Below are 21,223 nucleotides of genomic sequence, written 5' to 3' on the forward strand. Positions count from 1 at the left end.
GGTCTCTCCATTAGCCCGAAGAGCGCTCGCGCGCCGCGACGCGGATCGCGTGGGCCTTCGCACCCTTTGCGCGCGCGGCGATCATGCTGCGCGCCTTGCCGTGGGCTGTGCCGTTCTTGTGGAGCAGGGCAACGAGGCGCTTGCGGGCGCGGTTGGCCGACAGCCGCGCCGCCAGCTGTTCGGCCTTCCGGATGGTGGTCGCAGTCGACGGCGTGAGGTTCACCGGGACCCAAGCGACGTCCTTGGTCTTGGACAGGCTGCCGACACCCTCGCACGGCGCTTCGCGCGGCAGGTCGATCCGGATCGCCAGCGCCTGCGAGCGCTCGGTCCAGTCTTCGGCCTTGGTGCCGGTGATGATGCGGACATAGTCGCGCGTCTCGCGCGGCAGCTCACTCTCCTTGGCGAGCCATTTCTGGATGCGCCCGGGACCCGCGTTGTAGGCGGCTGCGGCGAGGCCGAGATTGCCGAAATCGTCGCGGAGCTTGCGCAGGAATTTTGCCGACGCCGGCAGCGCCTTCATGGGATCGAAGGGATCGTCGAGCCCGACCTCGGCGGCGGTCTCGGGCATGAATTGCGCGACGCCTTGGGCGCCGGCCTGGCTGACCTCGTTGGACTTGAACCGGCTCTCTTGCCAGAGCAGGCGGGCAAAGAACGGCACCGGAATGCCGCTCTCCTCGGCCGCCTGCTTCAGCGCGCGGCAGAATTGCTCCGAAGGCGACACCGGCGCCTGCTCGGCGGTTTCAGTTGCGAGCGGCGGCTCGATCGTCTCCTCGTACGAGGCGCGCGCGTTGGCAAGCTCGATGGCCTGCACGCTTGCGAGGAACAGTTCGACGAGGGGAACCAGCGAGGGCGCGCGATCGGACTTTGCTGTCGCATTGTCGAAATAGGAGGTTGGCGGGGACGGCGGTGCGCTGACGTCGCACATCAGAATCAGGAACGCAGCGCAAGCCGCGACGAGAAATCGCATCTCGGTGAAAGTCCTCGAACTGTGGGGAACGACCGGCGGAGTGCCGGGGACAAGGACTTCTTAACCGTAATTGCGGCGAAGCTGCGATTGCGGGCGGCCGCCGGTGTTAGTACGGTGTTCCCGGCGCTGCCATGCGGTGTCGGTCCCGCGCTTCTGCGGGAACCGAAGGGAAGCTCGGGATCGCCGGAGGCCGACGGCGCTTACGCCTTGGGAAAATCCTTGCGCATCGCGATCTCGGCGGCGTCGCCCGGCGAGAGCACGGTCTGGTCGAAGGCTGCTTGCGGCGTCGTCATGATGTCGTAGAGCGAGATGCCTTTGATGGGCTTGCCCATGAGCTCGCGGACGCAGTCGGCAAGCGTGCCGTTGTAGACGAGATAGGGCGGACCGCGATCCTTCTGCCGCTCGCCTTTCAGCGACGGCCACTTCTTCAGCTCCGCCGGCGCGTCGTAAGCGATCGGCGATCCCTCTTTGAACATGCGCGTGCCCCAGGCGGCGTGGACTTCAGGGCCATCCTAGGGTCGCCGGGTAAACGCGCGTTGAAGAATTGGTTCAAATCGTCAGGTAATGAAAGCGAGCAGGGTGCCGTTGGCCCTGGCCGGGGGCACGACGATCGCGGCTCCGCTGCGGACACCCGCCGGACCCAGCGCTTTCTCGGTTGCGGCGAGATCGCCGCTGACGAGCACCAGCGCCGCGCCGCCGCGTTCGGACAGGCCTGCGAGCGGCACGCCGGGATAGCGTTTGCCGAGCTGGTCCAGCGTCAGATAGACGAAGGCGGCGCGGTCGCTGCCCGACGGCACCGTCACCGCGCCGTCGGCCTCTGCCTTCGGCTCCCGATCGATCAGCCGCGCCAGATGCGCTGCGTCCTTCGCGGGCTCGGGTGTTGCGATCAGCACCTCGCTGATCCGCTTCGCCGCATTGGCGTGCCTCATCAGCTCGGGGATCCACACCGTCTCGCGCGTCTTGTGCTGGCAGGCGAAGATGCGCACGCCGCCGGGCGCCTCCGCGGTCGGCCACATGAAGGTGCGGAATTTCGCGGCCGAGACCGTGCCATCGGGCAGCGTTACCGGCCGCTCGAAATCCGTCGGACCGATCGGAGGGAAGCCGCGCGCGCGGATCTCTTCGGCGCCGGCGGCGCTATCGATCGCGGTGAAAGCGATGCGCTCGATGCCTTCGCCGTGCCGCTCGACAAAGGCGCGTGCAGGTGCGTTGTGTTCGGTTGGCACCAGCACGCCGAGCAGCTCCATGTAGTCAGGGTCGAACATGATGGTGTAGTTGCCGGTGCCCATATGTGCACTGTGGGTGCCGCGCGGCGACAGGGTGAAACCGAGCTGCCTGTAGTTTTCGGCGGCCTTGTCGAGGTCCCGCACCATGACCACCGCGTGGTCGATACCGATGACGTTCTTGAGCGCCACTGTGATTTCCCCGATGCAAATGACGTTGGACGGCCTGAGCGACCGCTGGCCCTGTCTACGCCGGATAGGCGATCAAGTCATTTTCAATTCGGCGGGAGATCAGGGAATTTCATTCCGCGAAACGCCGCGTGACGCGTTGTGGCGTCAGCGATCCTGCTCGCCGATATAGGCGGCGAGGACGGCGCGCTCCTCGCCGGTCATCTCGGTGACGTTCCCCGGCGGCATCGCGTTGGACCATGCGGCGACACGGCCGATCAGGCGGATGTTGCGATGGATGTGCTCGGGCGCGTCGAGCAAGATGCCTTTCGGCGCGGTCACGATGCCCGCCCATACCGGTTCGGCCGCGTGACACATGCTGCAACGGGACATCACGATCTCCTCGACGTCGGACGCCGTCGGCTGTCCCGACAGCGCGCCTGTCGTGACCTCGCGCGGCCCGGCCGCGGACAGAAAGAGGATCGCGATCGCGCCCGCTGCTGCCACGCCCCACACCCACCATGGCGATTTGCGGCCGGCATGGCCCTCGTTGAAGAAATGGCGGATCACGGGACCCAATGCCAGCACGATCGCAACGATGACCCAGTTGAAGCGGGTGGCGTAGAGCAGGGGATAATGGTTGCTGATCATCAGCACGACGACCGGCAAGGTCAGATAGTTGTTGTGGACCGAGCGCTCCTTGCTGGCTTTTCCGAGTTTGGGATCAGGCGCCTGTCCCGCGATCAGGCTGGCGGCGATCTTCTTCTGGTTCGGGATGATCAGCGCAAAGACATTGGCGACCATGATGGTGCCGATGATCGCCGCGATCTGGTTAAAGGCGCCGCGCCCGCTCAGCACATGGGTGAAGGCGTAGGTCAGCGCTACCAGGAACAGATAGCCGCCGATGGCGAAGGGAAGCTCGCGCTGCGCCAAGCCGGTGCGGCACGCGGCCTCATAGAGCAGCCAGGCCAGCGCGAGGCTCGAAAAGCTGAACAGACCGGCCTGGAATGGCGTGAGGTCGAGGGTCGACTTGTCGATCAGGAACAGATCGGCGTCGAGATAATAAACCACCACCATCAGAGCGAAGCCGGACAGCCAGGTGGTGTAGGCCTCCCATTTGAACCAGGTCAGTTCGTCCGGCATCTGGCTTGGTGCCACCAGATATTTCATGATCCGGTAGAAGCCGCCGCCGTGGACCTGCCAGGCCTCGCCCTGTACGCCATCAGGCAGGTCGCTCTTTTGCTCGAGGCTGAGGTCGAGCGCGATGAAATAGAACGAGCTGCCGATCCAGGCGATCGCAGCGATCACGTGCAGCCAGCGCAGCAGCAGGCTCGCCCATTCGGATACGATCGATCCCCACATGATCACCCCATCAAATCGTGGTGTCGATGCGCCAGCTTGATGATGCAGCCGGCGACCGTGCCCTCACAATGTGTTGCACCGATCCGCGCCATTTTCCAGTACGATGGGCCATCCCCAATGCACATCGTGCGGGCACGAGCTGACGTGGGATTTGGCAGGGAAGTCCGGGGGGGAAGGCGACGTGATATCTCGTGTTTCGCAGATGATGGTGCCGGCATGGCTCTTGGTCGCCAGCGCCGGCGCGCAAGCCGAACCCGTTCTGCTGGGCAGGGACGCCTATGGCAGCTGGCAGGCCGACAAGCCCGGCACGGTCAGGCTGATCCGCCCGCAGGATCTGGCCAAACCCGGCGCCTCGCGGTCGGTCTCAAACCCGGCGCGCGTGACCGCACGCGGACGTATGACGCCGCTCGTGCCGGAGGGATTCAAGATCGGGCTGTTGGCTGAGGGCCTCTCCGACGCACGCGTGCTGCGCGTCGCGCCGAATGGCGATATCTTCGTTGCCGAGACCGGACCCGGGCGCATTCGCGTGCTGCGTCTCGGGGAGGGCGGCGAGGTTGCGACCAACGATGTCTTTGCCAGCGGGCTCACCCGTCCTTTCGGCATCGCCTTCTTCCCGAACGGCGACAATCCGCAATGGATCTATGTCGCCAATGCCAGCAATGTCGTTCGCTTTCCGTATCGCACCGGTGACTTGAAGGCGTCGGCCAAGCCTGACCTCGTCGTCGCGAACCTTGCGCCGGGATCGGGCCATTCGACCCGCGACATCGTGTTCACGCCTGAAAGTAAACGCATGCTGGTGTCGGTTGGCTCCGCCAGCAATGTTGGCGAAGGCATGGGCAGCCCGCCAGGCGGCTTAGAGGCTTGGTCGCGCACGCAGGCGCTCGGTGCGTCCTGGGGATATGAGGCCGGGCGCGCGGCGGTGCTATCGTTCGACCCCGACGGCAAGGATCGCAAGCTTTACGCCACCGGCATCCGCAACTGCGTCGGCCTTGCGATCCAGCCGCAGACGGGATTGCCCTGGTGCTCGACCAACGAGCGCGATGGTCTCGGCGACGATCTCGTGCCCGACTATGTCACCAGCGTGAAGGAGGGCGCCTTCTACGGCTGGCCCTGGTTCTACATCGGCAACAACGAAGACCCGCGCCTTTCAGGCGCGCGGCCGGACCTCAAGGACAAGGTGACCATACCTGATGTGCTGGTGCAGCCGCATTCGGCCTCGCTCGGCTTGACCTTCTACCAGGGCACGCAGTTTCCATCGGAATATCAGGGCGACGCCTTCGCCGCCGAGCACGGCTCCTGGAACCGCTCGAAGCGCACCGGCTACAAGGTGATCCGTATCAGGATGAAGGATGGTAAGCCGACCGGCGAGTATGAGGACTTTGTGACGGGCTTCGTCGTGAACGAGATCCAGGTCTGGGGACGCCCGGTCGGCATCGCGGTCGCGAAGGATGGCGCCCTGCTGATCTCGGAAGATACCAGCGGCACGATCTGGCGCGTGACTCATTAGCGAGGGCGAGGGAATAGATGAGCGTTACCCCCGCCTGACGCTCGCTCCGCCATCGACGGGCAGCGTCACGCCGGTGATGAAATTGGCCTCATCCGACGCCAGGAACAGCGCCGCATTCGCCACGTCCCACGCGGTGCCCATCTTCTTGCGCAGCGGCACCTTGCTGTCGCGCTCGGCTTCGACTTCGGCGCGGGTTTTGGACCATTCGCGGGCGCGGGTGTCCACAGCCATCGGCGTGTTCATCAGTCCGGGCAGGATGACGTTGGCGCGGATGCCGTATTCGGCGTTCTGATAGGCGAGCTGTTCAGTGAAGGCGATCATCGCTGATTTCGTCGCCTTGTAGGCGACGTAAGGATAGGTCGTGATCGCAGCCATCGAGGAAATGTTGATGATGGCCCCGCTCTTCTGCGCGCGCATGATCGGAATGACTTCCTTCGCCGCGAAGATGCAGCTCTTCAGATTGATGGCGACGACGCGATCGAACGCCTCCTCGGTGATTTGAAGCAGCTCGGCATCACCGCCCGACAGGCTGACGCCGACATTGTTGTGCAGCACGTCGATGCGGCGCCAACGCGATGTGGCATCGGCGACCATCGCCTTGATGTCGGCCGAGCTCGTCACGTCGGCCTTGAAGGCCGCGGCGGTGCCTCGATTTGCAGCGATCAGATCGACGGTTTCCCGGGCCGACTCCAGATGATGGTCGACACACAGCACCTTGGCGCCCTCGCGCGCGAAGGTGAGCGCGGTGGCGCGGCCATTGCCCATGCCTTCGCCCGGACTCTGGCCGGCACCGACGACGATCGCAACCTTGTCTTTCAGACGCATTACGTTTTCTCCCTGCTTTTTCATCACGATAGCACGTGCCGATCGCAGCGGAAGACGGATCATGCGGCGGGATGGCCGGCAGGCGCAGGCCGTCCGACTGACCATGCATGGCTGTGTCACGGCGTTGAAAGCACATGCGGGCCAACGACTTGCTGCCGCGCAGGAACCGACTTCACGCGACCGCGTTTGCTGCCGGAGCCTGTCCTGCGCTAGGCTCCATCCCGGGGATCCCCAACCACCAGTGGCTTGCCGATGAATCTGCTTGATCCACAAGGCCCCGTGGCTGCGGCCAACAGCACCATATTGGTTGATTCCGTCTTCATCATGCTCGCGATCGTGGTGCCGACCATCTTCGCGATCCTGGCTTTTGCGTTCTGGTTTCGGGCGTCGAACACGAAAGCGCGCTACCGTCCTGATTTCGTCTATTCCGGCCGCGTCGAGATGGTGGTGTGGGCGATCCCCGCGCTTACCGTAATCCTGCTCGGTGGCGTCGCCTGGATCGGCTCGCACCAGCTCGATCCCGCAGCGCCCGTTCCCGGCACGGGCAGCCCCGTCCGCATCCAGGCCGTCTCGCTCGACTGGAAATGGCTCTTCATCTATCCGGACCAGCGCATCGCCACGGTCAACTCGCTGACGGTGCCGGCCGGCGCCGAACTGAACATCCAGCTGACGTCGTCGAGCGTAATGAACGTGTTCTTCATCCCGCAGCTCGGCAGCATGATCTACACCATGAACGGCATGGTGACGAAGCTGAACCTGCGCGCCGACAATCAGGGCAAGCTGCAGGGCCTGTCGGCGCATTTCTCCGGCGACGGCTTTCCGGACATGATGTTCGACGTCAACGTCGTCTCGCCGCTGGCCTTTCCAGACTGGGTCACGACCACGGCCAGGACCGACGCCGTGCTGAACGAAGATAGCTACAAGAAGCTGATGCAGCAGGGAATCGAGAAGGGCAGACCGACCTATCGCCTGGAAGACCCGCGCCTGTTCGACCTGATCGCCACCCAGCACATTCCGCCAGGACCGGGACCGGAGCTCGTCTCCGATGCCGGCCGTCCCCACACCGGAGGCCACGATGCTCGGTAAGCTCGATTGGTCGGCCATCCCATTCGATCAACCCATTCCGCTTGCGGCGGGCGGCGTGGTGCTCCTTGTGATCCTGGGCGTGTTGGCCTGGGTCGTGGTGAAGGGGCATCTGCCCTATCTCTGGCACGAATGGATCACGAGCGTCGACCACAAGCGCATCGGCGTCATGTACATCCTGTTGGCCTCGGTGATGCTGCTGCGCGGCGGCAGCGACGCCATCATGATGCGGATCCAGCAGGCGATCGCCTACCAGTCACAGGGGTATCTCCCGCCGGAGCACTACAACCAGATCTTCTCGGCGCACGGCACCATCATGATCTTCTTCGTGGCGATGCCGTTCGTGATCGGGCTGATGAACCTGGTGGTGCCGCTCCAGCTCGGCGTACGCGACGTCGCGTTCCCGACATTGAATTCCGTCGGCTTCTGGCTGACTGCGACCGGTGCGCTGCTGGTCAATCTGTCGCTCGTGATCGGTGAGTTTGCCCGGACCGGCTGGCTCGCCTTTCCGCCGCTTTCGGAGCTGTCCTACTCGCCGGGCGTCGGCGTCGACTATTACGCCTGGTCGCTGCAGATTTCCGGCGTGGGCACGCTGGTCGCCGGCATCAATCTCGTCACCACCGTGCTGAAGCTGCGCACCAAGGGCATGAACTATCTGCGCATGCCGATGTTCTGCTGGACTACGCTGGCTTCGAACCTCCTGATCGTTGCGGCCTTCCCGATCCTCACCGCGACGCTGGCGATGCTGCTGCTCGATCGCTATCTCGGCTTCCACTTCTTCACCAACGAAGCTGGCGGTAACGTCATGATGTTCATGAACCTGATCTGGGCCTGGGGGCATCCCGAGGTCTATATTCTGGTGCTGCCGGCGTTCGGGGTCTATTCGGAGGTGGTATCGACCTTCTCCAGCAAGCCACTGTTCGGCTATCGCTCGATGGTGCTCGCCACCATGGCGATCTGCATCATCTCCTTCATGGTCTGGCTGCATCACTTCTTCACGATGGGGGCTGGGCCTGACGTCAACGCCATATTCGGCATCGCCAGCATGATCATCGCGGTGCCCACGGGCGTGAAAATCTACAATTGGCTGTTCACCATGTATGGCGGTCGAATCCGCTTCGCGACGCCGATGCTGTGGTCTGTCGGCTTCATGGTGACCTTCATCATCGGCGGACTCACGGGTGTTCTGGTCGCGGTACCCCCAGCCGATTTCATGCTTCACAACAGCATGTTTCTGGTTGCTCATTTCCACAACGTTATCATCGGCGGCGTCCTCTTCGCCGCTTTCGCGGGGTTCGAATACTGGTTCCCGAAGGCGTTTGGATTCCGGCTCGACGAGCGCTGGGGCAAGGTGGGATTCTGGTTCACCTTTATCGGCTTCTGGGTCACGTTCATGCCGCTTTATATCGCCGGCATGTTGGGCATGACCCGGCGCATGCAGCATTACGACGTGGCGGAGTGGCGGCCCTGGATGCTGGTGGCCGCGTTCGGCATGTTGTTGCTGACGATCGGCGTGCTGGCGCAGGTCACTCAGATCGTCGTCAGTATCCGGAACCGGGAAGCGTTGCGGGATCGCACCGGGGATCCCTGGGATGGCCGTTCACTCGAATGGGCGACGTCGTCCCCGCCGCCGGTCTTTAACTTCGCCTTCTATCCCGATGTTCGTGGCGAGGATGCCTATTGGGCGTTGAAGCACCACGCCAAGGAGCAGCAGCTCGAGGATCATTCCGGGCCGGAATACCAGGACATCGAGATGCCCAAGAATTCGCCGACCGGCTTTGTCTGCGCATTCTTTGCCACCGTGATGGGCTTTGCGTTGATCTGGCACATCTGGTGGATGGTCGTTCTTGGCGGTGTTGGTGCGTTCGCGACCTTTGTCGTGTTCGCGTGGCGCGATCACGACGAATACGTCATACCGGCAGCCGAGGTCGAACGAATTGATCGCGTCAACATCGAGGAGCGTCGCAACCTCGTAAGCCTGGCGGGGACGCTCTGATGACGATGACCGCGACTCTCGGGCACGCTCACGCCGACCCGCATCATATTGGCCGCGCCACCGAGCATCCGGGGCCGGCGCCGAAGCGCATCGTCACCGCCTACGGTTTCTGGGTGTTCCTGCTCTCGGACATCGTGATGTTCTCCTGCTTCTTTGCGGCCTATGCCGTGCTGGTCAACCAGACCGCCGGCGGCCCCAAGGGCTCGGAGATCTTCGAGCAGCGCAACGTCGCGATCGAGACCGTCTGCCTGCTACTGTCGAGCTTCACCTGCGGCATGGCCAGCATCGCGGCCGACGTTCGCAACCGGCTCTGGTTCTATCTCGGTATGGCTGTCACCTGTGTGCTTGGCCTCATCTTCCTGGCCATCGAGTTCAAGGAATTCGCCGATCTCGTCGCCCGCGGCTATGGCCCCTCGCGTAGCGCCTTCTTGACTGCATTCTTCTCGCTGGTCGGGTGCCACGGATTGCACGTGTCCGCTGGCGTGCTCTGGCTGCTCACCATGATGGCCCAGGTATTCGCAAAGGGCTTTCGCGCCGACGTCCTGCGCCGGATGATGTGCTTTGCGCTGTTCTGGCATGCGCTCGACATCATCTGGGTCGGGGTATTTTCCGTCGTCTACCTGCTTGGAGGTGGGGCATGAGCGATCAGGCGCACATGCACGTCGAACGCGACATCGCGCCTGGCGATGAAGAGCAACACAGTGTCCGCGAGCGCATTCTCGGCTATGTCGTCGGTCTCGGCCTGGCGCTGCTGCTCACCGCGACCTCGTTCTTCATTGCCGGCACCGATCTGGTCTGGCAGCCTTCGATTCCCGTCGCGTTGATCGTGCTGGCCATCGCGCAAATGGGCGTGCACCTCGTCTTCTTCCTGCACATCACCACGGGGCCCGACAACACCAACAACGTGTTGGCGCTGGCCTTCGGGCTTCTGGTCGTCTTCCTGGTGGTCGGGGGGACCGTCTGGATCATGGCGCATCTCAACCAGAACATGCCGCCGATGGACCAGATCATGCAGATGCCGCGCTGAAGTCAAGCCATGGCGATCCGGCTGGCGAAGTGGCGCAGAAGCGCAATGTTCTCACAATCCGCTCACCTTAACCCTCATTGGCTGAGGCTGCCGAATCGATCGGCGTGCGCGGATGGAGTTCCATGTCCAATACGTTTCTTTTCTTCAAGGCGCTCGCGTCCAATCCGTTGATGGTCGGTGCCATCGCTCCCTCGGGGCCGGTGCTTGCAGATCTCATCACGAGGGAGGTCGATCCGTCGGATGGACCAGTCCTCGAACTCGGGCCCGGCACCGGAATCTTTACCGAGGCCCTGCTCGCGCGCGGCGTCCGTCAGACCGATTTGACGCTGATCGAATCCGGCTCCGATTTTGCCCGTGTCCTCCGATTGCGCTTCCCCGAAGCCCGCGTGCTCCGGATGGATGCAGCGCGGCTAGGCGTCAGCCGCCTGCTCGGCAACGCGCCTTTGGGTTGCGCGATCAGCGGACTGCCGTTGCTGAACATGTCGGCCAGAAAGGTCACTGCCATCCTGATCGGCGTGTTTTCTCTGCTGCGCAACGGCGGCGCACTTTACCAGTTCACCTATGGGGTTCGTTGCCCGGTGCCGCGGCGCTTGCTCGACCGTCTCGGCCTCAAGGCGAGTCTCCATGGCCGGGTGCTGCGGAATTTTCCGCCCGCCCAGGTCTACAAGATCGTCCGGCGCAAACGGCTGCCATCGCGCGAGGGCCGAATATGACCGGCCTGTCCGATTTGCCGGTCTTCGTCTCCGATCTGGCCGGTTGGGGGCTGACTGGCTTGACGTTGTGTGCGGCCATGGAAAAGCTTGTCCCGATCGTACCGTCCTATGGCGTGCTGATCGTGCTAGGCATGTTCGTCGTTCCGGATTTGGCCGGTTTGCCCTGGGCCCTTGCGGCAACGACAGCCGGCTCTACGCTCGGCTCGCTGATCTGGTACGCGGCGGGGCGGTGGCTCGGCCCTCGGCGCGGTGAGGCATTCGTGCAAAGCGCCGGACGCTATCTGAGCCTTCGGGTTGAAAAATATCGCCAGCTGACGGGCTCATACCACCGCAACCAGTTCCGGATCACCGCGAGCTCCCAGGTCATTCCCCTGGTCCGTGTCTACATGGCTTTCCCTGCCGGGGTGGTGGCCATTCCACTGACGTGCTTCACGACGGCGACCTTCGTCGGGGCTCTTGCCTGGAATGCGCCTTTTCTGATGTTGGGCTATGGTTTGCGCGAAAGTCATATCGATCCGTCGGCGGCGGCCTCCACCGCCATCATCGGCATTGTCGTCGTCGAGGTCATGCTTGCTCTCGCATTCCGCTTCATCCGCGGTCGGGCTTGAGCCGCTAGAGCCGAATGGCTGGGATCGATCGCGATGCGCCGGGCCATAAAGAAAGGCCGCTTGTTTCTGACAAGCGGCCCAAGTCTAGGGAGGAAACGCCTGAGCAAAACAATCGGACCGAAGCCCGGATCGTCGCCAAGGAAACGCTCGCGCAAAGCGCTTGCGTACACATATAGGTGCAGCAACTCCCGTTTGGGTTCAATTCCGGATCAATACGGTCTCGGACTACCACTCAAGAGTGCGTGAGCCAAATGTTCACTTTGGCCGACGGCAATTGTAGGCCTTGCGGAAGCCCGAGGCCTGCGCGTCATCCTCCGAGCAGAACCAGCGGTCCGGCTTGGTGGTCGCGGCATAGCTCGGACAACCCCGCAAATGATAGATGCCGATATTGCCGGTGACCCGCGCCCGCACTGCGAGCTTGCCCTTGATGGCGCAACTCGGCGGGGCCGTCAGGTCCTCCGGAAACAGGACTGCGCGGATTTCCTTGTCGCGATCGGAGCGGCAGGCGCTGCCGAGCAGCTGGCCGTCCTTCTTGCCAGTGCGGAATTCTTGCGGTGCAATAAAGCAGCCTTTCCAGATGCCGGCTGACGCGGCTTTCGCCTCAGCGGCCGCCGGCTTGACGTTGGCCTTGATCGGCTCGCGCGCGATGGCAAAGCCGAGTTTGAGCAGCTGCTCGTTCAACGAGACCTTGTCACCCTCCACCGTGCAGATCGCGCGATGGCGTTTGCCAAAGTTCTTCTCGGGCCCGACATCGTCGCAGTGCACGGGCTTGCCACCGATCAGCTTGGTGAGCTGCTCGCGGGCCTCGATGCCGCATGTCCAGGGATCGGCGTGGTCGTCGATGCAGACCTGGTCCAGCTCAGGCGCGTCGACGCCGTCGAGCCGGTAGGTGACATCGCCGAGCTGGATCGAATTGGCATCCCGAACCGTCGCAGCCGCAGTCAGCGCGGCGGCGGGGCTGGAAGTCTCCAGGAATCCGGACAGAGCAAGAAACGAGACAAGGGCGAACGCGCGGGCGGTGGCAAATGAATTCCTCGAGGACATAATTTCTCGCTATGATTGCTCTTACCCCCTTGTTCCTAGCATCCGGTCGTCGCGAGACCAATGGTCTGCGCTGTGCGAAGTGCGACATTCGCGCGCCAGCCTTTACTCGCCGCCCGATCTGCACCTATCGTTTGGCCAGCTTGTGAGCCGTGATGGCCGAATCGCCCGGGAAGCGGCGAGGGCGGGAGGAAAGCGTTTCGATGAAAGACCCCGTGGACGTCCTCATCATTGGCGCCGGCGCTTCGGGCGCTGCGGCGGCGTGGTCGCTGGCCGATACCAAGATGCACATCCTCTGCCTGGAGCAGGGCGGCTGGATGAACCCGGCGGAATACCCCAGCACGGGCCGGGACTGGGAGGCCAAGTTCTACGGCGAATGGTCGTCGAGCCCCAACGTCCGCGGCCGGCCCGAGGACTATCCTGTTAACGACGACAATTCGCCGATCAAGGTCGTCAATTACAACGCGGTCGGCGGCTCGACGGTGATGTACACCGCGCACTGGCCGCGGCTGCATCCCTCTGACTTCAAGGTGAAGACGCTCGACGGCGTCGCCGACGACTGGCCGATCGACTATGACACGCTGACGCCGTTCTTCGAAGAGAACGACCGCATGATGGGCACATCAGGCCTGTCAGGCGATCCTCGATCGCCCCTGACGCATCCGCCGATGCCGCAGCAGCCGCTGGGACTGTCCGGCGCCATCATCGCCAAGGCCATGAACAAGCTCGGCTGGCACTGGTGGCCGTCGGACACGACGGTGGCGACGATGGACTATGAGGGCCGCGCGCGCTGCATCAATCTCGGTCATTGCACACCAGCCTGCGCGCAAGGCGCAAAGTCCTCGACCGACATCACGTATTGGCCGCATGCGATCCGGGCCGGCGTCGAGCTGCGCACGCATTGCCGGGTGCGCGAGATCACCACCGACGAGAACGGCATGGCCACCGGCGTGGTCTATTACGACAAGGACGGCGTCGAGCAGTTCCAGCCGGCGCATGTCGTGATCATCGCCTGCAACGGCGTCGGCACGCCGCGGCTGCTGCTCAACTCGAAGTCCGACCGCTTTCCGAACGGTCTTGCCAATTCGTCGGGCCTCGTCGGCAAGAATCTGATGTTCCATCCCTACGCGCAGATCTACGGCTACGTGAAGGAGCCGACCGACTCCAACCGTGCACCGCCGACCTGCCTGTGGAGCAAGGAGTGGTACGACACGGACCTGTCGCGCGGCTTCGTGCGCGGCTATGGCGTCCAGTTCGTGCGCGGGGCTGGGCCGGTGTTCGAGGCTGTCGTCAGCGAGCAGAAGGGTATTCTGCCGTGGGGCGAGGACCATCACCGCGTTTTCCGCAAGCTCAACGGCCATCGGCTGGGCTTCTCCGCGATCTGCGAGGATCTGCCGGAGGAGCACAACCAGGTCACGCTCGATCCCGTGCTGAAGGACAGCCACGGCATCCCTGCGCCGAAGATCAACTACACCATCAGCGAGAACAGCCGGAGGATGATGGACCATGCGCTCGCCCGCGGACGCGAGATCCTCGAGACGGCGGGGGCAACCGACATCTGCGTCAACTCGCCGATCCCCTGGGGTGGCTGGCATCTGCTCGGTACCGCGCGGATGGGCACCGATCCCAAGCGCTCGGTGGTCAACGAGTGGGGCCGCACGCACGACGTCAAAAACCTGTTCATCGTCGACGGCAGCATCTTCGTCACCTCGGGCGGCGTGAACCCGACGTCCACCATCCAGGCCCTCGCGCTCTACATCGCCGACCAGATGAAGCAGCGTCTCGCCAATTTGTTCGACTGAGGCCGTCATGTCTGAAAGTCTTCAGCTCACGCGCGCGCAGCGCGACGACCTCCGCACCGTCGCGGGGATGATCGTTCCCGCCAGCGACGAGTACAAGGTGCCCGGCGCCGACGACGCCGCGATCCAGGCCGATATCCTTGCGACGCTCGGCCGCGACACCAAATTGGTCGCGACGGCGCTGGACCATCTGGCGCGGCTCGCAGGTCAGCCGCTCGCGGATCTCGATAGCGCGGGGCGCGATGCAGTGGCGCAGGAGTTTCGCAACCACGGCGGCGCGGCCGCGGCAACGCTCGTTCGCGTCGTTCTGCAATGCTACTATCGCGACGACCGCGTGCTGCGCTCGCTCGGCCTCGAGCTGCGTGCACCGTTCCCGAGGGGCCATGTGCTCCCGGACGGCGACTGGTCGCTGCTCGATCCCGTCAAGGCGAGGGGCGGCACGCTGCGGCGACCGCCCTAGCCATCTGGGCAGTCCAGCCCGGCGTCCGGGGCAGGCACCTTGCGCAGGCGGGAACAGGCCACCATCTGTGTGAGCCTCAAGGGCTTCTACCATGCTGGATTTCACTTCAGATATCGTCGATGACGCGCCGTCATCGCGAACGACGGCGTCTGCTCCGGTCGATGACCGGACCCTGCTGGACGCCTATTCCAATGCCGTGATCGACGTGACCGACCGCGTCGGCCCCGCCGTCGTGCGTGTCGAGACCGGGCCAAAGACGCCGAACGGCCGCGGGCGCGGCGGGCTCGGCTCCGGCATCGTGATCTCGCCGGACGGGTTGGTGCTCACCAACAGCCATGTGGTTGGCGCCTCCAAGGAGATCAGGCTGCGCGACGTCGAGGGTAACGTGGGCGACGCCCGGGTGCTCGGCGTCGATCCTGATACGGACCTCGCGTTGTTGCGCGCCAACGGCGTACGCGACCTGCCTTATGCCGCGCTTGGCAATTCCAAGACGCTGCGGCGCGGCCAGCTCGTGATCGCAATCGGTAATCCGCTCGGTTTTGAATCGACCGTCACCGCCGGCGTGGTGTCGGCGCTCGGGCGCTCGATCCGCTCGGTCAGCGGCCGCACCATCGAGGACGTGATCCAGACCGACGCCGCGCTCAATCCCGGCAATTCCGGCGGACCGCTGGTGTCGTCAAATGCCGAGGTGATCGGCATCAACACGGCCATCATCAATGGTGCGCAAGGCATCTGCTTCGCCGTCGCCAGCAACACCGCGCAATTCGTGCTGTCGGAAATCATCCGCCACGGCTACGTCCGCCGCGCCTTTATCGGCGTCGCGGGACAGACCGCGCCGGTCCCGCGCCGGCACGCGGTGCTGGCCGGCGTCGAGAACAAGATGGGCGCACTCTTGATGCAGATCGAGCCGGATGGACCTGCGGCGAAAGCGGGTCTGCTGCCCGGTGACGTCGTGATCAAGCTCGATGGCGTCGACATCAACGGCGTCGACGATCTGATCCGCGTGCTCGACCGCGACCGCATCGGCCGCCGCCTCGCCATGGACGTGCTGCGGCTCGGCCGCCTCCGGGCGATCGATATCGATCCGATCGAGCGCAAGCCGGCCCGCTAGCGTGGGTGCCCTCGGGCGAGGTATGACGGTGCCATGCCTTGTCCTCGAAACCCGCCGCATGATGCCGGCGCATGAGACCTACGACGTCATTGTCATCGGCGCTGGCGCCGGTGGCATGACGGCTGCGGCGGTCGCCGCCACCGAAGGTCTGCGCGTGCTCATGATCGAGAAGACCGCCTTTGTCGGCGGCACCACGGCGTGGTCCGACGGCATGGTGTGGATTCCCGCCAATCCAAAGATGAAAGAGGCAGGGCTGTCTGACAGCATTACGGATGCCGTTCGCTATCTGTCGAGCACGGTGCCGGAGCCGGCCAATGCCGGCTTGCGCGCTGCATTCCTCGCCCGCGGGCCGGAGGCGGTCGCCTGGCTCGAGGCCAACACCGAAGTGCGCCTTCAACCGTTAAAGGCCTGTCCGGATCATTATCCGGAGCGGCTGGGCGCGACGTCGGCCGGGCGTGTGCTCGAGCCGGTCGTCTTCGACGGCACGCGGCTGGGCGCGCATTTCGCGCGACTGCGCGCGCCGATGCCGGAGTCGACGATATTCGGCGGGATGATGGTCGATCGACGTGACATCCTGCATCTGCGCCGGGCCGGAAAATCGCTGCGCTCGACCTTGCGCGCGGCGCGGCTCGTTTCCGGATACGCGCTGCAGCGGCTGCGCAGCCCGCGGGGAACGACGCTGCATCTCGGCAATGCGCTCGCGGCGCGGCTCTATGCCTCGCTGCTGACGCGGCGGGTCGAGATCCTCTTCAGCGCCGACGTCGAGGATCTGTCGGTGCAGGGCGATGGCGTCAGCGGTGTGGTGATCCGCCATGGCTCACGTGACCGGTGGATTGCGGCGCGCCGCGGCGTGGTGGTCGCAACTGGCGGCTTCTCGCACGATGCAACCCTGCGCAAGCGCTGCTTCCCGCCTGCTGCTGGATTTGTCTCGGCAACGAACACGTCAGCCACGGGGGATGGTCTTCGCCTCGCGACGGCAGTGGGCGCTGCGCTGAACGTCGACGCGACGAGCCCGGCCTACTGGGTGCCCGTCTCGCTGTTCCGTCGCGCCGACGGTAGCCGCGGCGTGTTTCCGCACACGGTCACCGATCGCGCCAAGCCCGGCGTGATCGCTGTCAACGCTGCCGGCCGCCGCTTCGTCAACGAGGCGCTGTCCTACCATGAGTTCGTGCTCGCGATGCTACGCGATGGCAGTGACGAACCGGACCGTCCGTTCTATCTGGTCTGCGATCGCCAGTTCCTGTGGACCTACGGCCTTGGTCGCATCAAGCCGTTCATGCGCAGTTTCCGGCGCCATGTGGCGAACGGCGAGTTGATCGAGGCGCCCGACATCGCACAGCTCGCGGCGAAGACCGGCATCAAGCCGACCGTGCTCGCAGCGACGATTGCGAGCTACAATTCCGATGCGAAGGAGGGGCGCGATCCCGAGTTCGGTCGCGGCAGCACCATCTATCAGCGGCATCTCGGTGATACCAGCCACAAGCCCAATCCATGCGTCGCGCCGATCCTTGAGGCACCCTTCTTCGCGCTGCGAATTTACCCCGCCGATCTCGGCACGGCGATCGGCATGAAGGTCGATGCGCAGGCGCGCGTGCTGCGCCAGGACGGCACGCCGATTGCGGGGCTTTATGCCTGCGGCAATGACATGGGCTCGATCATGAACGGGAACTGTCCGGCGCCGGGGATCATGCTCGGGCCGGCGTTGACGTTCGGGTATATCGCGGGACGGCATTTGGCCGAGGGGGTGGTGACCGTGCCAAGTGCCGCGAAGGCAAGGGGTTCTCGCAATGATGCGCGGAGGGCGGGCGAGCCCTAACTATTACTCCGCGGCCGCCGCAAACCGGCTGTTCTCCAGCTCTGCTTCCAGCCGCGCCTTCTCCGCCGCAGCCAGCTTGATGTTGGCTTCCTTGACGTGGCCGAAGCCGCGGATCGTCTCTGGCACGCGGGCGAGCCGCGCCAGCAGCGGAATCTGCTCGGGCTTCAGCCCAACGATCCGCCGATCGATCATCTCAAGGTAATCCGCGACCAATTTCCGCTCGCTGCGGCGCTCCTCGGTGCGGCCGAACGGGTCGAACGCCCCGCCGCGCAAGAACTTCAGCTTTGCTAGAATGCGGAAGGCGTGGATCATCCAGCCGCCGAACTCCTGCTTCTGAAGCCGGCCATTCGTCTTGTCGCGCCTCGCAAAAATCGGCGGAGCGAGATGGTACTTCAACGTGAAATCGCCGTCGAATTTCTCCGACACCTTTTTGGCGAAGCTGCCGTCGGTATAGAGCCGCGCGACCTCGTATTCATCCTTGTAAGACATCAGCTTGAACAGGTTCTTCGCCACCGCCTCGGTCAGCTCCGTGGACGCAGGCGAGGCGGCGCTCTCCGCCTTCCGGACCTTGGCAACGGCCGCGAGATAGCGGTCCGCGTAGGCCTTGTCCTGATAGCCGGTCAGAAATTCCGCGCGTGTCGCGATGATATCGTCGAGCGAAGGGGTCGAAACGGAGGCGCGGCTCTTGAACTGGAGCACGCTGCGCACGCGCGACATGTCGTGGGCGGCGAGGCGGCCCCAGGTGAAGGCGAGCTTGTTCATCTCGATCGCGGCGCCGTTGACCTCGATGGCGCGGAGCAGGGCCTCCAGCGAGAGCGGGATCGCGCCCTTCTGGAAGGCGAAGCCGAGCATGAATGGATTGGTCGCGATGCTGTCGCCCATCAGCGCCGCGGCAATGCCTGTCGCGTCGATGATGTCGAGGTTCTTGTCGCCGACGGCGTCGCGCAGCACGGTCTGCATCGCGCCCATCTCGAAATCGATGTCTGGATTTTGCACGAAGCTCGCCGTCGGCTGGAGGTCGGCGTTGACATAGGCCCTGGTCACGCCACGCTCGGCGCGGCTCAGCGCCGTCGGGCCGGCCGAGACGATCATGTCGCAGCCGAGGATGACGTCGGCGCCGCCGGTGGTGATGCGGACCGCCGAAATATCCTCCGGCTTCGGCGCGATGCGGACATGGCTCATCACCGCGCCGTTCTTCTGCGACAGACCAGTGAAGTCCAGCGCCGAACAGCCGAGGCCGTCGACATGGGCGGCCATGCCGAGCAGGGCGCCGATGGTGATGACGCCGGTGCCGCCGATACCGGTGACCAGGATGTTGTAGGGTTCGTCAAGCTCACGCGCCGGCGGCAGCGGCAGGTCCGCGAAGAGCTGCCCGGAATCGACCGCCGAACTCTTCATGCGCTTGAGCGAGCCGCCATGCACGGTGACAAAGCTCGGGCAAAAGCCTTCGACGCAGGAAAAGTCCTTGTTGCAGTTCGACTGGTCGATCTGCCGCTTGCGGCCGAACTGAGTCTCCAGCGGTTGCACAGAGACGCAGTTGGACGCCTGCGAGCAATCGCCGCAGCCCTCGCAAACGAGCTCGTTGATGAAGGCGCGCTTGGCGGGATCGGGATAGAGCCCGCGCTTGCGGCGCCGGCGCTTTTCGGCGGCGCAGGTCTGGTCGTAGATCACGACCGTCAGGCCCTTGATATCGCGCAGCTCGCGCTGCACGGCATCGAGCTCGCGGCGATGATGGATGGTCGCGCCTTGCGGGAAGTAGTTGCCCTCAGGGTATTTGGTCGGGTCGTCCGAGACGATCGCGAGCCGCTTGACGCCCTCCGCCCAGACCTGATGCGCGATCTGCGCAACGTTGAAGGCGCCCTCGGCCGGCTGGCCCCCGGTCATCGCGACCGCGTCGTTGTACAGAATCTTGTAGGTGATGTTGATGCCGGCGGCCGATGCCGCGCGCAGCGCCAGCAGGCCGGAATGAGTGTAGGTGCCGTCGCCGAGGTTTTGAAAGATATGCTTCTCGGTGGTGAAGGGCGACTGGCCGATCCAGTTCACGCCCTCGGCGCCCATATGCGAGATCAGATCGGTGCGGCGGGTCGGCATGCTCAGGGCCATGGCGTGGCAGCCGATGCCGGCCATGGCGCGACTTCCCTCGGGCACGCGGGTCGAGGAATTGTGCGGGCAGCCGGAGCAGAAGAAGGGCGTACGCGCGAGCTTGATCTGCGTGCCGGTGGTGACGGGATTGTCGAACGCTTCGAGCCGGGCGAGGCGCTGCTCCAGCACCGGGCTGTGATGCCCGAGCTTGCGCAGCCGCGCGACCAGCGCACCGGCGACAATCGTCGGCGTCAGTTCGCCTTCGCCCGGGAGCAGCGGCGCACCACTTTCGTCGCGCTTGCCTGTGACCGTCGGACGCTTTGAGGCATCGATATTGTAGAGGATGCGCATCAGCTGGTCTTCGATGAAGCCGCGCTTCTCCTCGACCACGAGCACGTCCTGGAGCCCTTCGGCAAAACGCTTGGCACCGCTTTCCTCCAGCGGCCAGGTCAGCGCGACCTTGTAGATGCGCAAGCCCAGATCCCGCGCATCCTTGTCGGTAATGCCTAACTCAGCGAGTGCCTGGCGCAGATCGAGATAGGCCTTGCCAGTCGCGATAATGCCGAGCCGCGCCGGCTTGGAATCGAGCACGATGCGGTCGAGCTGGTTGGCGCGGGCAAAGGCCTGCACCGCCGCCATCTTCGGGCCGAACAGGCGCTTCTCCGCCTCCAGCGGCGGATCGGGCCAGCGGATGTTGAGGCCGCCCGGCGGCATCTCGAAATCGTCGGGGAGCACGATCTTGATACGTTCAGGGTCGCTGTCAATCGATGCGGAGCTCTCGACGGTCTCGCTGATCGCCTTGAAGCCGACCCAGCAGCCGGAGAAGCGCGAGAGCGCAAAGCCGTAGAGGCCGAGATCGAGGTAATCCTGCAGCGTGGCCGGATTGATCACGGGGATCATTGCCGCCGCGAACACCTGCTCGCTCTGATGCGCCAGCGTCGAGGACTGGCAGCCATGGTCGTCCCCGGCGAGCGCCAGTACGCCGCCATTGAGCGAGGTTCCGGCTGCGTTGGCATGCTTGAGCGCATCGACGGACCGGTCCACGCCGGGGCCCTTGCCGTACCAGATGCCGAACACGCCATCGACCTTGGCGCCCGGAAACAGCCCGACCTGCTGGCTGCCCCAGACGGCGGTCGCAGCCAGGTCCTCGTTCAGGCCGGGGACGAAAGCGATGTCGTGCTGCTCGAGGTGCGACTTGGCGCGCCACAGCGCGTGGTCGTACATGCCGAGCGGGGAACCGCGATAACCCGAGATGAAGCCGCCGGTGTTGAGCCCCTGGAGCCGGTCGCGTTCGCGCTGCAACATGGGCAAGCGGACCAGGGCCTGGGTGCCGGACAGGAAGATCCGTTTCGATTCGAGCCGGTATTTGTCGTCCAGCTCGACCTGCAACAGCGTCATTTCAGGCGTCCTTGTCGTCGTGTCCGGGAGGAATTTTGCG

At 64.4% G+C, this 21,223-nt stretch carries 18 protein-coding genes; 11 read left to right on the forward strand and 7 right to left on the reverse strand.

Going from position 1 to position 21,223, the window contains the following annotated elements; all coding sequences use genetic code 11:
- Positions 1–10 precede the first annotated feature (10 nt).
- The 4 genes from ACVW16_RS28490 to ACVW16_RS28505 all read right to left on the reverse strand — a co-directional run bounded on the left by ACVW16_RS28490 (position 11) and on the right by ACVW16_RS28505 (position 3,717).
- On the reverse strand, positions 11–967 hold the full coding sequence (locus ACVW16_RS28490; protein WP_456738006.1) for a lytic transglycosylase domain-containing protein: 957 nt from the start codon (positions 965–967) through the stop codon (positions 11–13).
- A gap of 200 nt (positions 968–1,167) precedes the next feature.
- Positions 1,168–1,443, reverse strand: a complete 276-nt coding sequence (locus ACVW16_RS28495; RefSeq protein WP_456702348.1) for a hypothetical protein — start codon at positions 1,441–1,443, stop codon at positions 1,168–1,170.
- Between the two features lie 81 nt (positions 1,444–1,524).
- Positions 1,525–2,379 (reverse strand): VOC family protein, encoded by an 855-nt coding sequence (locus ACVW16_RS28500; protein WP_456702349.1) that lies wholly within the window; start codon positions 2,377–2,379, stop codon positions 1,525–1,527.
- A gap of 144 nt (positions 2,380–2,523) precedes the next feature.
- Positions 2,524–3,717, reverse strand: a complete 1,194-nt coding sequence (locus ACVW16_RS28505; protein ID WP_456738007.1) for a urate hydroxylase PuuD — start codon at positions 3,715–3,717, stop codon at positions 2,524–2,526.
- Between the two features lie 205 nt (positions 3,718–3,922).
- Here ACVW16_RS28505 and ACVW16_RS28510 point away from each other — a divergent pair, with 205 nt between their 5' ends.
- The gene (locus tag ACVW16_RS28510; protein WP_456738327.1) at positions 3,923–5,224 is read left to right on the forward strand and encodes a PQQ-dependent sugar dehydrogenase; all 1,302 of its coding nucleotides are present in this window, start codon (positions 3,923–3,925) and stop codon (positions 5,222–5,224) included.
- Positions 5,225–5,248: 24 nt separating this feature from the next.
- Here ACVW16_RS28510 and ACVW16_RS28515 read toward each other — a convergent pair whose 3' ends face one another.
- On the reverse strand, positions 5,249–6,049 hold the full coding sequence (locus ACVW16_RS28515; protein ID WP_456702351.1) for an SDR family NAD(P)-dependent oxidoreductase: 801 nt from the start codon (positions 6,047–6,049) through the stop codon (positions 5,249–5,251).
- 252 nt (positions 6,050–6,301) lie between these two features.
- Here ACVW16_RS28515 and ACVW16_RS28520 point away from each other — a divergent pair, with 252 nt between their 5' ends.
- The 6 genes from ACVW16_RS28520 to ACVW16_RS28545 all read left to right on the forward strand — a co-directional run bounded on the left by ACVW16_RS28520 (position 6,302) and on the right by ACVW16_RS28545 (position 11,476).
- A complete protein-coding gene (locus ACVW16_RS28520) occupies positions 6,302–7,135 on the forward strand; it encodes a cytochrome ubiquinol oxidase subunit II (RefSeq protein ID WP_456702352.1) in 834 nt (277 codons plus the stop codon).
- Positions 7,125–9,128: a cytochrome o ubiquinol oxidase subunit I gene (gene cyoB, locus ACVW16_RS28525; protein ID WP_456702353.1), complete on the forward strand. Its 2,004-nt coding sequence runs from the start codon at positions 7,125–7,127 to the stop codon at positions 9,126–9,128. Before ACVW16_RS28520 ends, cyoB begins: the two co-directional genes overlap by 11 nt.
- On the forward strand, positions 9,128–9,769 hold the full coding sequence (locus tag ACVW16_RS28530) for a cytochrome (ubi)quinol oxidase subunit III (RefSeq protein WP_456702354.1): 642 nt from the start codon (positions 9,128–9,130) through the stop codon (positions 9,767–9,769). Before cyoB ends, ACVW16_RS28530 begins: the two co-directional genes overlap by 1 nt.
- Positions 9,766–10,155 (forward strand): cytochrome o ubiquinol oxidase subunit IV, encoded by a 390-nt coding sequence (gene cyoD / locus ACVW16_RS28535; protein WP_456702355.1) that lies wholly within the window; start codon positions 9,766–9,768, stop codon positions 10,153–10,155. The genes ACVW16_RS28530 and cyoD overlap by 4 nt, the downstream gene beginning before the upstream one ends.
- Positions 10,156–10,277: 122 nt before the next feature.
- Complete coding sequence (locus ACVW16_RS28540; protein ID WP_456705208.1) at positions 10,278–10,868, forward strand: class I SAM-dependent methyltransferase; 591 nt, start codon at positions 10,278–10,280, stop codon at positions 10,866–10,868.
- A complete protein-coding gene (locus ACVW16_RS28545) occupies positions 10,865–11,476 on the forward strand; it encodes a DedA family protein (RefSeq protein ID WP_456738008.1) in 612 nt (203 codons plus the stop codon). Before ACVW16_RS28540 ends, ACVW16_RS28545 begins: the two co-directional genes overlap by 4 nt.
- A gap of 255 nt (positions 11,477–11,731) precedes the next feature.
- Here the strand turns inward: ACVW16_RS28545 and ACVW16_RS28550 are convergent, their stop codons facing one another.
- Positions 11,732–12,520, reverse strand: a complete 789-nt coding sequence (locus ACVW16_RS28550; RefSeq protein ID WP_456702357.1) for a thermonuclease family protein — start codon at positions 12,518–12,520, stop codon at positions 11,732–11,734.
- A 200-nt stretch (positions 12,521–12,720) separates the two neighbouring features.
- Between ACVW16_RS28550 and ACVW16_RS28555 the strand changes: the two genes are divergently transcribed.
- The 4 genes from ACVW16_RS28555 (at position 12,721) to ACVW16_RS28570 (ending at position 17,703) form a co-directional block, all read left to right on the forward strand.
- Positions 12,721–14,319, forward strand: a complete 1,599-nt coding sequence (locus ACVW16_RS28555; protein WP_456702358.1) for a GMC family oxidoreductase — start codon at positions 12,721–12,723, stop codon at positions 14,317–14,319.
- A gap of 7 nt (positions 14,320–14,326) precedes the next feature.
- Positions 14,327–14,776 (forward strand): hypothetical protein, encoded by a 450-nt coding sequence (locus tag ACVW16_RS28560; protein ID WP_456702359.1) that lies wholly within the window; start codon positions 14,327–14,329, stop codon positions 14,774–14,776.
- A 91-nt stretch (positions 14,777–14,867) separates the two neighbouring features.
- A complete protein-coding gene (locus ACVW16_RS28565; RefSeq protein ID WP_456738009.1) occupies positions 14,868–15,887 on the forward strand; it encodes a S1C family serine protease in 1,020 nt (339 codons plus the stop codon).
- A 58-nt stretch (positions 15,888–15,945) separates the two neighbouring features.
- Complete coding sequence (locus ACVW16_RS28570) at positions 15,946–17,703, forward strand: FAD-dependent oxidoreductase (protein WP_456738328.1); 1,758 nt, start codon at positions 15,946–15,948, stop codon at positions 17,701–17,703.
- A 3-nt stretch (positions 17,704–17,706) separates the two neighbouring features.
- Here ACVW16_RS28570 and ACVW16_RS28575 read toward each other — a convergent pair whose 3' ends face one another.
- On the reverse strand, positions 17,707–21,183 hold the full coding sequence (locus ACVW16_RS28575; RefSeq protein WP_456738010.1) for an indolepyruvate ferredoxin oxidoreductase family protein: 3,477 nt from the start codon (positions 21,181–21,183) through the stop codon (positions 17,707–17,709).
- Between the last annotated feature and the right edge of the window lie 40 nt (positions 21,184–21,223).

This window comes from Bradyrhizobium sp. USDA 4474 (genome assembly GCF_054057515.1).